At 39.5% G+C, this 14,515-nt stretch carries 16 protein-coding genes; 6 read left to right on the top strand and 10 right to left on the bottom strand.

The annotated features are described in order from the left end of the window. Positions 1–584 precede the first annotated feature (584 nt). Entirely contained in the window at positions 585–1,637 is a 1,053-nt protein-coding gene (locus H6F45_RS22635; RefSeq protein WP_190348445.1) for an anti-sigma factor antagonist, read from the bottom strand. Between the two features lie 224 nt (positions 1,638–1,861). Here H6F45_RS22635 and H6F45_RS22630 point away from each other — a divergent pair, with 224 nt between their 5' ends. Then, complete coding sequence (locus H6F45_RS22630; RefSeq protein ID WP_137669468.1) at positions 1,862–2,656, top strand: 7-carboxy-7-deazaguanine synthase QueE; 795 nt, start codon at positions 1,862–1,864, stop codon at positions 2,654–2,656. Here the strand turns inward: H6F45_RS22630 and H6F45_RS22625 are convergent. The 3 genes from H6F45_RS22625 to H6F45_RS22615 form a co-directional block, all read right to left on the bottom strand. Beyond that, positions 2,573–2,941 carry a hypothetical protein gene (locus H6F45_RS22625; RefSeq protein ID WP_190348444.1) on the bottom strand — a complete coding sequence of 123 codons (369 nt, stop codon included), beginning with the start codon at positions 2,939–2,941 and terminating at the stop codon, positions 2,573–2,575. The genes H6F45_RS22630 and H6F45_RS22625 overlap by 84 nt on opposite strands. Positions 2,942–3,022: 81 nt before the next feature. Then, the gene (locus tag H6F45_RS22620; protein ID WP_096569482.1) at positions 3,023–3,667 is read right to left on the bottom strand and encodes a DUF3318 domain-containing protein; all 645 of its coding nucleotides are present in this window, start codon (positions 3,665–3,667) and stop codon (positions 3,023–3,025) included. A 111-nt stretch (positions 3,668–3,778) separates the two neighbouring features. Further along, positions 3,779–4,336, bottom strand: a complete 558-nt coding sequence (locus tag H6F45_RS22615) for a hypothetical protein (protein ID WP_096569485.1) — start codon at positions 4,334–4,336, stop codon at positions 3,779–3,781. 55 nt (positions 4,337–4,391) lie between these two features. Between H6F45_RS22615 and H6F45_RS22610 the strand changes: the two genes are divergently transcribed. Next, positions 4,392–4,535, top strand: coding sequence for a hypothetical protein (locus H6F45_RS22610; protein WP_190348443.1), 144 nt, complete (start codon positions 4,392–4,394; stop codon positions 4,533–4,535). A gap of 70 nt (positions 4,536–4,605) precedes the next feature. Beyond that, entirely contained in the window at positions 4,606–5,679 is a 1,074-nt protein-coding gene (locus H6F45_RS22605) for an amino acid ABC transporter substrate-binding protein (protein ID WP_137669425.1), read from the top strand. Here the strand turns inward: H6F45_RS22605 and H6F45_RS22600 are convergent. Continuing rightward, complete coding sequence (locus H6F45_RS22600; protein ID WP_190348442.1) at positions 5,658–5,894, bottom strand: hypothetical protein; 237 nt, start codon at positions 5,892–5,894, stop codon at positions 5,658–5,660. The two genes, H6F45_RS22605 and H6F45_RS22600, sit on opposite strands and share 22 nt — an antisense overlap. On the opposite strand from H6F45_RS22600, the gene H6F45_RS22595 reads away from it, so the two are divergent. Then, complete coding sequence (locus H6F45_RS22595) at positions 5,894–6,031, top strand: alpha/beta hydrolase (RefSeq protein ID WP_347237782.1); 138 nt, start codon at positions 5,894–5,896, stop codon at positions 6,029–6,031. The genes H6F45_RS22600 and H6F45_RS22595 overlap by 1 nt on opposite strands. 4 nt (positions 6,032–6,035) lie before the next feature. Here the strand turns inward: H6F45_RS22595 and prfC are convergent, their stop codons facing one another. After that, positions 6,036–7,664 carry a peptide chain release factor 3 gene (gene prfC, locus H6F45_RS22590; RefSeq protein ID WP_137669001.1) on the bottom strand — a complete coding sequence of 543 codons (1,629 nt, stop codon included), beginning with the start codon at positions 7,662–7,664 and terminating at the stop codon, positions 6,036–6,038. 367 nt (positions 7,665–8,031) lie between these two features. Between prfC and H6F45_RS22585 the strand changes: the two genes are divergently transcribed. Next, positions 8,032–8,277 (top strand): hypothetical protein, encoded by a 246-nt coding sequence (locus H6F45_RS22585; protein WP_137669000.1) that lies wholly within the window; start codon positions 8,032–8,034, stop codon positions 8,275–8,277. A 397-nt stretch (positions 8,278–8,674) separates the two neighbouring features. Here the strand turns inward: H6F45_RS22585 and H6F45_RS22580 are convergent, their stop codons facing one another. The 3 genes from H6F45_RS22580 to H6F45_RS22570 all read right to left on the bottom strand — a co-directional run bounded on the left by H6F45_RS22580 (position 8,675) and on the right by H6F45_RS22570 (position 11,172). Continuing rightward, entirely contained in the window at positions 8,675–10,039 is a 1,365-nt protein-coding gene (locus tag H6F45_RS22580; protein WP_096565901.1) for a protein kinase, read from the bottom strand. A gap of 646 nt (positions 10,040–10,685) precedes the next feature. After that, a complete protein-coding gene (locus H6F45_RS22575; protein ID WP_190348440.1) occupies positions 10,686–10,970 on the bottom strand; it encodes a type II toxin-antitoxin system mRNA interferase toxin, RelE/StbE family in 285 nt (94 codons plus the stop codon). Next, positions 10,945–11,172: a hypothetical protein gene (locus H6F45_RS22570; RefSeq protein WP_096565897.1), complete on the bottom strand. Its 228-nt coding sequence runs from the start codon at positions 11,170–11,172 to the stop codon at positions 10,945–10,947. Before H6F45_RS22570 ends, H6F45_RS22575 begins: the two co-directional genes overlap by 26 nt. 131 nt (positions 11,173–11,303) lie before the next feature. On the opposite strand from H6F45_RS22570, the gene H6F45_RS22565 reads away from it, so the two are divergent. Continuing rightward, entirely contained in the window at positions 11,304–12,065 is a 762-nt protein-coding gene (locus H6F45_RS22565; RefSeq protein WP_190348439.1) for a transposase, read from the top strand. Between the two features lie 174 nt (positions 12,066–12,239). Here H6F45_RS22565 and H6F45_RS22560 read toward each other — a convergent pair whose 3' ends face one another. Continuing rightward, complete coding sequence (locus tag H6F45_RS22560) at positions 12,240–13,610, bottom strand: serine/threonine-protein kinase (RefSeq protein WP_190348438.1); 1,371 nt, start codon at positions 13,608–13,610, stop codon at positions 12,240–12,242. Between the last annotated feature and the right edge of the window lie 905 nt (positions 13,611–14,515).

Here is a 14,515-nt window from a genome sequence, read left to right as displayed (position 1 = left end):
CTTGAGATTAACTACTATTTATGCAGTTGGCTGATTACTGATTGCTAATTAGGGGTTGCTGAGAAAGTCTTTCCGTGAGGGCATAGGAGTCAGGAGTCAGGAGTCAGGAGTCAGGAGAAGATTTGAAAATTTCTTTGCCATCTCTTGAAATCCCAAAAAATGCACACTTTTTCCGGTATACCCTTCAAAACCCTTGCACTAATTTCTGTGTTTATCAGCCTCTAACCTTTGATATATCAAGGTTTTAGGTTTATTCAGCAAACCCTAATTAAGGCTGGCTGAATAAATGTGAAAATATGACAAGTAAAGGGTCTTAGCCTGCTGGAAGTTAAAAAAGTGCAAGACTTGACGAGGTGGGATCTCAAAAACCTTGCATTTAATTTCTACACAAAGGAAAAATCGCTCCCATCGAACTCTTGAAACTGCTCCCTGCTCCCTGCCCCCTGTCTCCACGACAAGACTTTTTCAGCAAACCCTATTTAAAAACACCAAAAAAAACACCAAAAAATTTACCCAGAGCCGATATAATGAGCTTGGGTAAATTTTAAAATGTAATTTTTACGAATTGTTGAAACTGCTGACTTTTAAACAGCACCACTGTTTTTGTTAAATAAAATAGCTATAGTTTTAAGAATCAGCCTTAAATCATACACTAAACTCCAATTTTGTTGATACTGCAAATCAAGACGAATAACATCTTCAAAACTGCGTACTGTCGAGCGGCCATTGACTTGCCATTCACCAGTCATCCCCGGTTTTACATCCAAGCGTTGCCACTCTGGTACTTCATATCGTTCTACTTCATCGGGGGTAGGTGGCCTAGTACCAACTAAACTCATTTCGCCTTTGAGGACGTTCCAAAATTGGGGTAGTTCATCCAGGCTGGTGCGCCGTAACAAGCGTCCTACCTTAGTAATTCTCGGATCGTGATCATTTTTAAAGAAAGCACCTTGGACTTGGTTTTGAACTTGAGATTTCTTAGCTTCTGCATCGACACACATGGAACGAAATTTCCAAATAGCAAAACGCTTACCCATCCACCCACAGCGGGTTTGTTTAAAGAAAATTGGACCGGGATCGTCGATTTGAATAGCGATCGCAATAGGAATGAATAAAAATGCTGTAATTATTAAACCCACCAATGATCCCACTATGTCAATCAATCTTTTCATCCAAGAGGCCACAGAAGGATGTGTTTGAGGTAGGGGATCTGCTTTGCGAGAGTTAGTGATCCGATTATTTTCTTCAATATGATTAGGTTCTATGGGACTAACGCTGTGAGGAGACTCAATAGCAAATACGTGATCTAATCCTGTGAGGTTGAGAACTGCCATCACTTGAGGGGTAACATTACGAAGTGTGAATCCGATCCCTTGTTCTTGGGCATATTTAAAATTACTCACCAAAGCCCCCAAACCACTACTATCCATAAAGATCGTATTTTGGAAGTCAATGATCAGGTGTTGGGGATGGGTATCAGCTTGGATGAGGCTTTGGCAGGTTTGCTTAAAGCGTACAGCATCAACGACGCTCAAACGCATCGACACCTGTACTATTGCTGTATCGTTCAGGTAAGTAACTGGGAAATTTGCCTCTGTGGGTTGGCTACTCATGAAGCTATGCAATTTGGTTGCCATTGGGGTCTAATCTGCCAAACATGATTTTTTCCTGGAAAACTACTTAACCTAATTTTGAAAAAAATAAGATTAAGGATAGGTGAGTAGTTTTTCGCGCAGAGATTTGGAGATTGCCGAACACGGTTCACAATGGAAAAACAAGCTAGAAACCTACTGGTTTCATACCCAATCGGTGTCAGCGACTGTGCTAAACCATAGGCGAACGCATTCCTCTCTATCATCTCATGATTGCTAAAACTAAAGTTAAACCTACAGCACGCCTGATTGAAGTTTTCTCTGCTATTCAAGGAGAAGGTCTCAACGTCGGGACACGTCAGATTTTTATTCGCTTTGCAATATGTGACTTGCGTTGTCACTTTTGCGATAGTTCCCATACATGGAATGCTCCCTCTGTATGTCAAATAGAGCGTTCACCAGGATTGCGAGATTTTGAAATCCACTCTAATCCTATTCCTCTATCCACGTTGATCAAATGGGTGGAAAGGCAAAATTTACCTTTTCTACACGATAGCATCAGCTTAACTGGAGGTGAACCGCTTCTTCATGCTCCATTTTTGGCGCAATTTTTGCCGGAAGTGCGATCGCTGAATTTGCCTATATATCTGGAAACTGGGGGACATCGCCCTGAGCAACTGGACATGATTCTCCCGTACCTTGACTCTGTAGGCATGGATTTAAAATTGCCTAGTGTGAGTGGCGAAAGTCATTGGACAGAACATGAAAAATTTCTCCAAATATGCTTTGATGCAAATTTAGAGATTTTTGTCAAGATAATTGTCTCTCAAAGGACTGATCCTGGCGAATTGGAACGAGCAGCTTTATTAGTTAATGGTATATGTCAGGATATTCCTATATTTCTGCAACCTGTGACACCTTTAGCAGAATCTCAAAAATTCAGTCAGGTAGTTGTAGAAGCCCCTACACCAAACCAAGTTTTAGAATGGCAAGCTTTGATGAAGCGATTTGTGAAACAAGTGCGGGTGATCCCCCAAACACATAAAATGTTGAGGCAGTTGTAGGGGACTGGGGACTGGGGACTGGGGACTGGTGACTGGGGACTGGGGACTGGTGACTGGGGACTGGGGACTGGTGACTGGTGACTGGTGACTGGGGACTGGTGACTGGGGACTGGGGACTGGGGACTGGGGACTGGGGACTGGGGACTGGTGACTGGGGACTGGGGACTGGGGACTGGGGACTGGGGACTGGTGACTGGTGACTGGGGACTGGGGACTGGTGACTGGGGACTGGGGACTGGGGACTGGGGACTGGGGACTGGGGACTGGTGACTGGTGACTGGGCATTGGGTTATTAACTTCCCCCTGCTCCCTGCTCCCTGCTCCCTGCTCCCTGCTCCCTGCTCCCTGCTCCCTGCTCCCTGCTTCCTACAGTCCTGCGTCGTCCATAGGTCTAGATTTGGCTTTTGCTTTGTTGGCGCTGCGTTTGAGGGCGGAAAGTCTGGCTTCATAGCGGGAACGCTGACGCTTACCGGGGGTGGTGTCAATTAAGGTTTTTAAGGCACTACCTAAACTCTTGTAGGCGTTGGGGAGACTATAACCAAAACGGGTGGCCAGGGCGATCGCTTTTTCGTCAGCATCAATTAATTCTTTTATTTGCTTTTCCCCATTATTTTTTTGATAGAGTCGCCAACCGGAAACACCACAAAGCGCCAACGCTAACACTAGCAGTAAGCCATCCTGTACCCATAATTCACCTACAGCACCACCTAAACCAATAGCCAGTGCGGCCATTTCCCAACCATCTTTAGGAATGGTGTCATTTTGGATACGAGCAACTTCATGCCAAAACAGAAGATTACGCTGATCCATTGCTAAAGCATCCCATTTTACCAAGTCGATTTGAATTTCTACTTGATCTTTACCAATTTCTTCGCAACGGATCAGGGGTGGACTTACTTCGGTTGTTCCTTCCACTGTCACCCAGCTTTGTAATTCTGGTGGTAGCAAGCTTTTTAACCGCCGAAGTTCACTCATTTCCGCTTTAGCTGAGGAGGTTGTATAGGATGTCATAAAAATCCAGCCCTAAAAAATTTCTGTATATTAGTTAGGTTATCACTTTGGAGTTTGACACTCTCACTTTCAAGGCGAAGCCTGTGATAGCTATTTCAGCAATGATCCGCTTCACTCATTGGGAAAACTTCCCCGCTTTTTCCGAGCTTCCATTGCTTTTTCTAATAGATCCAGTAGTCCTGGGGCTTCTTCCTGAATACTGAGTAACAGTCTTTCCCCTAGTTCTATATTACCTGGATCTTCACCTGTGGCCATCACTTGTTTGAGTCGCGGTAAGGCGATGCTATCAACAACTTGAATTAACCCGCTTAGGCAACGGTGAAATTGTCTTTCGGTGAGTATGGAGTCTTCTAGGGGAAATTCTATAATGGCACGGATTTCGCCATCGGAGGGATCATATTCCCATTGCAGCATTTTGGTTTCCCAAGAAATGGCCAGCATTGTCTGGAGAATAGAAGCTTTATAAGGATGTTCTTTGACTCCTGCTAAAACTTGAGGGGCAAAAACTCGGAAAAATTTTCCGTCTTCATCCAACTGCACGACTATGAGAAAATCGTCTAGATGATCAGCTTCTACACCTGTGATAATTCTGTCTTCTGCTTCATCAAAGCGGTATTCCCAGCCAAGGTTATCTAAGTAATTGGCTATTTGTTTCAGATTAGCTCCCATAAAAGCCTCATAAGGAACGGTGGAGCGACTGTCACCACACCTAGTTTAACCTGCTATGGGCATTGAATTTACTTGTGTAGTGAGTTGTCCTCAAGGTGTATTCTATTTTTTGGTAGATACATTCTTATTACAGCAGGAGATCAAGGAGTCAGGAGATCAAAAAGTCAGGAGTAAAACTCTGTTTCTGTCTAGGAGTTAGTAGGTTCAATTGAGATTTTGTACCTTATTGATATGCAATCTGCTGTAAACACATTTATTTATTTTAAGTTATGCTTGTACGTAAATTAGCTTTTTTGCTGGCGATCGCTCCTTTCATTTTTACTATTGCTGGTTGTGAGGGTGATTCAGGTACAACGGAAAATACAGCCACTAACACTGTACAACAAGTAACTCGCAATATTGCTGGTAAAGTTAAAACCAGTGGACAGCTAATTTGTGGTGTTAGTGGTGAGTTACCGGGTTTTAGTTTTGTGGGAACTGAGGGTCAATATAATGGGATTGATGTGGATATTTGTCGCGCTGTAGCTGCGGCTTTGTTTGACAATCCTGATGCTGTAGAATATCGTAACTTAAATGCTAAAGAAAGATTTACAGCTTTACAAACTGGTGAAGTAGATTTATTAAGCCGCAATACTAGCTGGACGTTAAGCCGTGATACTTCAGTGGGTTTAAATTTTGCCCCTGTGGTTTTTTACGATGGTCAAGCTATTATGGTTCGCAAAAATAGCGGTATCAAGTCTTTAGCAGATTTAAAAGATAAAGCAATTTGCGCCCAAACTGGTACAACTACTGAACAAAATTTAGCGGATCAAATGCGAAAACGAAGCATTAGTTATAAACCCGTTGTTTTTGAAGATATTAATATTACTTTTGCTACTTATGCAGAAGGGCGTTGTGATGGAGTGACTGCGGATCGTTCAGCTTTGGTTTCTCGACGCACAACTTTACCCAAACCTGATGATAATATCATTCTCGATGATTTGCTATCTTCTGAACCTTTAGCGCCAGCAGTTGCTCAAGGTGATCCCCAATGGAATAATGTAGTTAAATGGGTAGTTTATAGTTTAATAAAAGCCGAAGAATTAGGAATTAATTCCCAAAATATAGGACAATTTGCTAATAGCAATGATCCAGAAATTAGGCGTTTTTTAGGAACAGAAGGAAATTTAGGTGAAGGAATTGGTTTAACTAATGATTTTGCAGCCAGAATAGTTAAGCACGTTGGTAACTATGGCGAAATTTATGATCGCAACCTGGGTACAAACACAAAACTCAATCTTCCCCGTGGTCAAAATCAACTTTACACCAAAGGAGGTTTACTCTATTCTCCTCCATTTCGGTGATTGGTGATTGGTGATTGGTGATTGGGGACTGGTGATTGGGGACTGGGGACTGGGGACTGGGGACTGGGGACTGGGGACTGGGGACTGGGGACTGGTGACTGGGGACTGGTGACTGGGGACTGGTGACTGGGGACTGGTGACTGGTGACTGGTGACTGGTGACTGGTGACTGGGGACTGGTGACTGGGGACTGGTGACTGGGGACTGGGTAATCAATTTTATTTTCCCAATTACCAATTACCAATTACCAATTACCAATTACCAATTACCAATTACCAATTACCAATTACCAATTACCAATTACCAATTACCAATTACCAATTACCAATTACCAATTACCAATTCCCTTTTAATTGTTTATTTTTCTACTGGTTGTTGACTAGAAAACACTGGGGCAATGGCACTTAATTTTAACTCTGGATGGTCGCCCTGTAATTGTTGACAATTCCATTCATTACGGAATAATAAAACTGGTCTTCCCATACTATCTTTGACTGTCGTAGTGTTAAATACACGCCCCACTTTTTCCAAAGCTTCCCAACCACCTTCAACCCAGCGAGCCACACTATATGGTAATAAATCAAGAATAGTTTCTACACCATATTCATTTTGTAAACGGAACTGCACAACTTCAAATTGTAACTGACCAACTGCTGCCAAAATTGGATCGCGTTTAGCTTCATCAGTCGAGTACATAATTTGTACAGCACCTTCTTCTCTTAGTTCAGAAACACCTTTTTGAAATTGCTTAAATTTTGAAGGGTTGGGGTTTCTTAAAGTCGCAAACAGTTCTGGTGAAAAATAAGGAATTCCCTCATATTCCAGTTTTTGCCCTGTGTAAATTGTGTCACCAATGGCAAAAACGCCAGGGTTATTTAAACCTATTACATCCCCAGCATAAGCGACATCAATAGACTCTCTCTCTTGGGCAAAAAGTTTTTGCGGTCGAGACAGACGGACAGCCTTACCTGTGCGGGCGTGGTTCACTGTCATATCTTTTTCAAACTTACCTGTGCAGACCCGGACAAAAGCAACTCTATCTCTATGTTTGGGATCCATGTTAGCTTGGAGTTTGAAGACAAATCCTGTAAACTCTGGGTAAGTTGGGGGAATTTCGCCAGCGGTGCTGTGATGTGTACCGGGTTTGAGGGCGTAGTCCAAGAAGTATTTGAGGAATAACTCGACCCCAAAGTTAGTCATGGCGCTCCCAAAAAACACCGGAGTCATTTTTCCTTGATGCACTAAATCTAAATCTAGTTCCCCACCGGCTCCTTCTAATAGTTCTAACTCATCTTTAAGTTGATGGTAAAGTTCTTGTTCTAAAAGTTGTTCAATCCTGCTATCACCTAAATCAACTATAGTATCACGGGCTTCTTTACTACCGTGGGCGCTACGTTCAAATAAATGGATTTGCTTTTGGTGGCGGTCAAATACGCCTTTAAAGCGATCGCCCATTCCTATCGGCCAGTTTACCGAGTATGTTTGTAATCCCAATTCTTGCTCAATCTCATCCAAAAGTTCTAAAGGTTCTCTTCCCGGACGGTCGAGTTTATTCACAAAGGTGAAAATGGGAATACCCCTCATTTTACACACTTCAAACAGTTTCCGGGTTTGAGGTTCTAACCCTTTAGCCGCATCAATCAGCATTACCGCGTTATCGGCTGCTGCTAAAGTTCTATAAGTGTCCTCACTAAAATCTTGGTGTCCAGGGGTATCAAGTAAATTAATTTGACAATTGTTATAGACAAATTGTAAAACAGTAGAGGTAATAGAAATACCCCGTTGTTGTTCCATTGCCATCCAGTCAGAAGTGACTTTGCGCTGGTCTCTTCGAGCTTTTACAGCCCCAGCTTCGTGAATAGCACCCCCGTATAATAATAATTTTTCAGTTAACGTAGTTTTACCAGCATCAGGGTGAGAAATAATCGCAAAATTGCGACGTTGTTCCACCGCTTCACCTAGTTCTTCAATCAGTTCAGTAGCCATAATTTGTAATTTGTTTTTTACCTTACTTAATTAAATGTAATCTTTTTCAAGACTAAGGAAACATATTTGTCTATTCTATTCATTTTCACCTGTGAATCAATCAATTTTAATTCAGATAATTCAAAAATTCATGGGTGAGGTAGTTGACAAATTGGGTAGTTTTCATTATGATTTTGTTATACTGGAAATCCGTGGGCGCATATAGGGTCTTTTTTGGGATTGATAAGATTGTCTGAATCGGGATTTCCAGAATTTGAGGATTTACAGGATATGGGTTTGTAATATTCTATAATATCTGTACCATCAGCATCGGGACGGAGAGATTTTGAGTAGAATAGACTGGTAAAGTTGTGAAGGAAATTCTATTATGTCATCTCCAGCAATTACCACTGTCATCAAAATGATGGAATCTTTATCTGAAGATGTACAAGACAGAGTTGCAGAACATTTGAGAGAATATTTAGCAGATTTACAAGATGAATTAGAATGGGATAATTCATTTAAAAAAAGTCAACAAAAATTAATTGCATCTGCTCAACGTGCTAAAAGAGAAATTGCAGAAGGATTAGCTAAACCAATAGACCTCTCCAAAATAGAATGTATTGATTTTTAATATATTGTAGGGGCGAAGCATTTGGGCGATAATTTGACGGAAAAATCAGACATCTAGATAGGGGTTGCTGAGAAAGTCTTTCCGTGAGGGCATAGGAGTCAGGAGTCAGGAGTCAGGAGTCAGGAGAAGATTTGAAAATTTCTTTGCCATCTCTTGAAATCCCAAAAAATGCACACTTTTTCCGGTATACCCTTCAAAACCCTTGCACTAATTTCTGTGTTTATCAGCCTCTAACCTTTGATATATCAAGGTTTTAGGTTTATTCAGCAAACCCTAGATATCCCAAATGCTTCGACCTGCCCCCATAAATAAGCCATAATTTCTTTTCTGGAGAAGTCTATTATATTATATCTGAATGTCTACGTTGTCAGAATCAGGATATCCAGAATTTAAGGATTTACAGAATTACATTCATGAGTGCTTCCTTAAACTTTGCAGCACTTTGAAAATGGATTTGCGGTTTTTCAGTTAAAGCTAAATCTATTACTGCTGCTAATTGCTTGGGAATATTGGCATTACGTTGTAAAATTGGTACAGGATCATTTTCCAGAACATCCATAAAAGGATCATCTGTGAAATTGCGGGGAACATATCCTGTTAACATATTATATAAACAAGCTGCACTTGCCCAAACATCAACATCGGGTTTTGCATCTTTAAATTTTAGCACCTGTTGACGAGGAATAAAACCCGGTGTACCTCCCATTCTTTTGGTGAAAGTTTGTCCACTTAAACCTGCTAAATCAAAAGATTTTGCTAAACCATAATCACCGATTTTTGCTGTGAGTTTACCATTAATATTACACAAGAAAATATTATTTGGTTTTAAATCTCGGTGAACTAAACCTTTACCTTTTGCAAAGCTACCATTAGCTAATTTAACATAGGGAATTTCTGCATTATGGGTATATGTTAACCCATCTAAAACTTGCAGGATAATTCCTAAAGACATATCTAGAGGTAATTTTCCTCCTAATTGCTGCATTAAATCATAAACATTCCCACCTTCGTAATATTCCATGACTAGGAAAAATATATTTTCTGCATAACCATAATCAAATAATTCTACAACATAGGGATGTTTTAAAGCTTTCAGGTTTTCAATTTCCCGGAGGAACATTTGGACATGATTTTCATCCTGTGCAACTTCTGGTAACATGACTTTTAAAGCGACAAGTTTACCAGTTTGGGAATGTTGCGCTAAATAAACTTCACCAAAACCACCTTTCCCGATAGATTTGATAATTTGATAATTGCGTAATGCTGTTAATTGTTTTTCTCCACCTATCGCTAATTTGATTAATTTTTGAATGACATCAAAAAGTTTGGTTTTGGTTTTTGGTTGTGGTGGTTGGATAAAACCAGGAGTTTGAATATCAGGAGTTTTATGAAGTGGTTGGGTAATTTTAATATTAACTTGAAAAACAGTATCACCTATTATAATATTATCACCATCTTGTAAATCATATTCAGGAAAGTTTAATTTTTGCGCTTCTTCTGGGGTGTGATGAGATTGTCTACCACCTATTTTTTTGTTATTAATATAAGTTCCGTTTAAACTTCCTAAATCTTTGATTTTGATATCTGGGGGGTTGATATCTAATAAACAATGATAGCGGGAAACTTTTTTATCAACTTCGTAGGGTATGGATAAACCACAATCATCATTTCTACCAATAAGACAAGTGGTGCGGGTGTCGAATATATATTGTTTTCCTGAGAGTTTACCTGTGGTAATAGTCAGGGTGATGGTAGATTGCATATTTAGGTAGTTTTTATAGACGCTGTATATTATACATGATTTTGGTGTGATTGGGGATTTTATTTGTCTGAATCAGGATGTCCAGGATTTGAGGATGTACAGGATGTGATTGAATGATTGTTTGTTGGGAGTTGGAGATTTTATTTGTCTGAATCAGGTGGTTATCGAGTTTCGACTACGCTCAACTACCGCGACTTGTACTGAGCCTGTCCTGAGCCTGTCCTGAGCGGTGTCGAAGGGCGGTGTCGAAGGGCGAAGTCGAAGGGCGAAGTCGAAGGGCGGTGTCGAAGGGCGGTGTCGAAGGGCGAAGTCGAGATAATGTCCAGGATTAGAGGATTTTCAGGATGTTGTTGGATGATTGTTTGTTGGGAAGTTGGGGATTTTTTGATGATGTTATTGAATGATTGTTTTTGAATGTTTATAAGCCATCTAAAAATTACCATCCCGTACATCCTCAAATCCTGGTTATCCTGATTCAGACAAATACAACTTTAAACACCAAACAAACCATCTAAAAATTACCATCCCGTACATCCTAAAATCCTGGAAATCCTGATTCAGACAATATCAATAGTGCGTTACGTCTGCGTACTTAACTTATCCATCTATTTTATAATCTTTTCGCGCTCCTAATGCACCCTACAAGCTATTCATAAACTTTGATTCTATGGGCAATAAAAATAATTGTTACCAGTTTTAAGTCATCATTAATTTCATAAATAACTCTATAGTCACCTACGCGATAACGATAATAACCTGATAACTCACCTTTGAGAGATTTTATATTAGGATGATTACGAGGATTAATTTTTAAACGATCAAAACATCTATCTAACTTTTTTTGTAAAGTACCAGAAGCAGATTCAAAAAACTCCACCGCATCAATACTAATAACAACAGTGTAATTAATATTTTCGTTTAAGTTGGTCAACAGCAATCACCTTTCCTTGTTTTATGTTTTCTCTCGCATGATCAAAATTTTCTTTAAATCCTACAATCTCTAATAACTCTTGAGTAGCATCATCTTCTCTTGTTGCTAAATATGCTAAAAAATCAACTGCTACTAGTAATTTTTCAGGTGACAGTTGTTCAACATATTCTTGGATTTGTTCACGAAGTTCTAATGTATTCATAGATTATCTTGATTATTTACCTAACTTGATCATATCTTATCCTGATTCTGACAAAATTCAGATCCCCGACTTCTATTGTTAATCTTCTCATTTATCAGATAAATTATCGTAGAAATTGGGGATCTTGTTCCGTGTCTCGAAAACCTAGAATTTTACAACCAGAATATTCTTATCACGTTACTATTAGATGTAATAACCGTGAGTTTCGTTTAACTAAATTAGAATGTCGTCAGGTTCTAGTTTACGCGATTAAAAAAGCAATTGAAAAATACAACTTTAAATTATACGGTTTATGTGTCATGAGTAACCACATTCATTATCTCATTGAACCACAGAAACCGGAACATTTACCGAAAATTATGCACTGGTTAAACTGGTACACTGCTATGTGTTTTAACCAAATGCTTAACCGTAGCGGACATTTTTGGGAAAAGCGTTATCACAGTACGGGGTTTGCAAATACTGACAAGAAACGCGCTTTAAATACTCTGCGTTATATTCATGCTAACCCGAAAGCGGCTGGTGTGCAGCAAGGACTTTTTTATGATTTTAGTAATTATGGTGTTCACGATAGGTTAGGCGATGATGGTATCACAACTTGGCATCCGGCTTTTTTGTCTTTGGGACAAACTTTAGAAGAATGTGCTACAAAATATCGCGGTTTCTGTAAAAAATATCGTCCCCAACCTAAACCCGAAAAACGCAACCGTTGGGGAAGTCAGTTATTAGCGGGTATGAAACCACAACAAAAAGGTAAGAAGTCTTCACCGGGACAGTTAAAGCTGTTTTGGGATGAGTTGAATTTTGATAATGAGGAAATACAAGAAGTTGCGACAAGGTTTGTTAAAGCTAATTGTTATAATCCTAATCCTAATTCGTCTGAATCAGGATAACCAGGAGTAATGGATTTACAGGATGATAAAACTCGTATTAGCCTGTATTGTACTACAGTTTTTGTCTGAAGAATGGAAAAACCGAGTACCAGGTATCGAAAACCCCCAACCCGCAAGACTTCGTACAAAATCACCTGTTTACAATTCTTAATAATTTTCTGTAACCTTTACAGACTACAATTTACAAGTCTCGACGCGAGAGAAGATCCAACAATCATACACATTCACATCAAAAGGTAGGTGGCCTTCTGGTGCTTTCTTGTCAAAAGTAATATCTCTGTAGTACAACCATCCTCCTTTTCTCCATCCTACCTTGTCCCCGAACTTCTCCCAGATTTCTTCGTTATATTGTCTCGTTCCACCGAAACCTTGATAAATTCGTTTCTGTACAGAAAAACCAAATTTACCATCACTGTATTTTACCCACAATTGGTCAATAGTGCGGAGGTCTGCACAGGGAAAATTATCAATGCTGTTAGTCTCTAACCAACCTTCTTTTTCCCGTTTCGCAACTGCTAACATTACCCTTTTTGTTTCCTCATCTGCTTCTTTCCATTTCCCTGCTTTGAGTAAGTCACGCAGTTTTCTGTAGTCCATTCCTACATCTGATTTTAATTCTACCTCTTGGTTGACAGGTGAGGGTGTGGGGATATTTTGCTGTTGTCGTGGTTGTGGTTGAGGTGTAGGAATAGGTGGTGTTACAGGTTCAACCACCAAACCCAAATTTTCCCGAAACTTCAAAACCGTCGCAGTGCGTTTTTCCGGTTCTATTTCCATACCCTGCAAAATAGCATTATTCACCCTCTGACTAATACGAGAATTATAATGTTTAGGTTCGGGTAAAGGTTCATTTTCATATTTCCGGTTTGTTGCGGGTACGGGACAAATTTCTTCCTCTTTTTTCAATCCATCAGCAGTTAACAGATAATATAATGTTGCGGCTAAAGCATAAACATCTGTATGTTCTCCAAAATTACCTTTACGACGATATTGTTCAATAGGTGCATAACCTTCTGTGAGAGAATTAGTCATACTTTTGGTAGCGAGACTGCGAGTTAAACCAAAATCTATTAATACCGCTTCTTGTTTATTTTCTCGTAATAGAATATTTCCCGGTTTAATATCGCGGTGTAACTGTTCTTTATTGTGGATATATTCTAAAGCTTGACCAATTTGATCTATATATAATAGTGCTTCATTTTCTGATAATTGTCCTTGATTTTGGACATATTTAAATAAAGTCACCCCATCAATATATTCCATCACCACGCCAAAAAGTTGACCTTCTTGGATGACTTCATAAACTTTGAGAATGTGCTTATGATCAAATCCTTTAATTGTCAAGGCTTCGTTAATAAACTTAACCTGTTGTTCTGCAAAGTCTTCCCGCAGTTGCATGGTGGAGTTAAGGGTTTTGATGGCGTATAATTTCCTTGTGCTGGGTTCTAAAGCTTTGTAGGTAATACCAAAACCACCAGTACCTAAAATGTTTTGAATGATAAATCTACCGTTCTTGATTTGTTGTCCTGGTTGCCAGATTATCATATTTTCAAGAGTGGGATGATGATGGGATGAAAGAGTTGTATAATTTTATCATAATTATATGATACAATTAAGTAGTTGGAATCAGGATTTTTTGTCTGAATCAGGTGGTTATCGAGTTTCGACTACGCTCAACTACCGCGACCTGTACTGAGCGACTTGTACTGAGCGCAGTCGAAGTAAGTCGAAGTAAGTCGAGATAATGTCCAGGATTAGAGGATTTTCAGGATGCTGTTGGATGATTGTTTGTTGGGAATTTGGGGATTTTTTGTCTGAATCAGGTGGTTATCGAGCGAAGTCGAGATAATGTCCAGGATTAGAGGATTTTCAGGATGTTGTTGGATGATTGTTTGTTGGGAAGTTGGGGATTTTTTGTCTGAATCAGGTGGTTATCGAGCGAAGTCGAGATAATGTCCAGGATTAGAGGATTTTCAGGATGTTTTTGAATGATTGTTTGTTGGGAATTTGGGGATTTACAGGATGTTTTTTTGAATGATTGTTTTTTAGGAAGTTGGGGATTTTTGCAGGATGTTATTTAATGATTGTTTTTGAATGTTTATAAACCATCTAAAAATTACCATCCCGTACATCCTAAAATCCTGGTTATCCTGATTCAGACAAATACAACTTTAAACACCAAACAAACCATCTAAAAATTACCATCCCGTAAATCCTCAAATCCTGGAAATCCTGATTCAGACAAATACAACTTTAAAAACCAACAGAAAATCTATAAATAACATCCTGTAAATCCTCAAATCCTGGAAATCCTGATTCAGAAAAATACAACTTTAAACACCAACAGAAAATCTATAAATTACCATCCCGTACATCCTCAAATCCTGGAAATCCTGATTCAGACAAATACAACTTTAAACACCAAACAAACCATCTAAAAATTACCATCC

Source organism: Sphaerospermopsis sp. FACHB-1194 (assembly GCF_014696235.1).
Taxonomy (GTDB): Bacteria; Cyanobacteriota; Cyanobacteriia; order Cyanobacteriales; family Nostocaceae; genus Sphaerospermopsis; species Sphaerospermopsis kisseleviana.
This window is presented reverse-complemented; position numbering and strand designations above follow the sequence as displayed.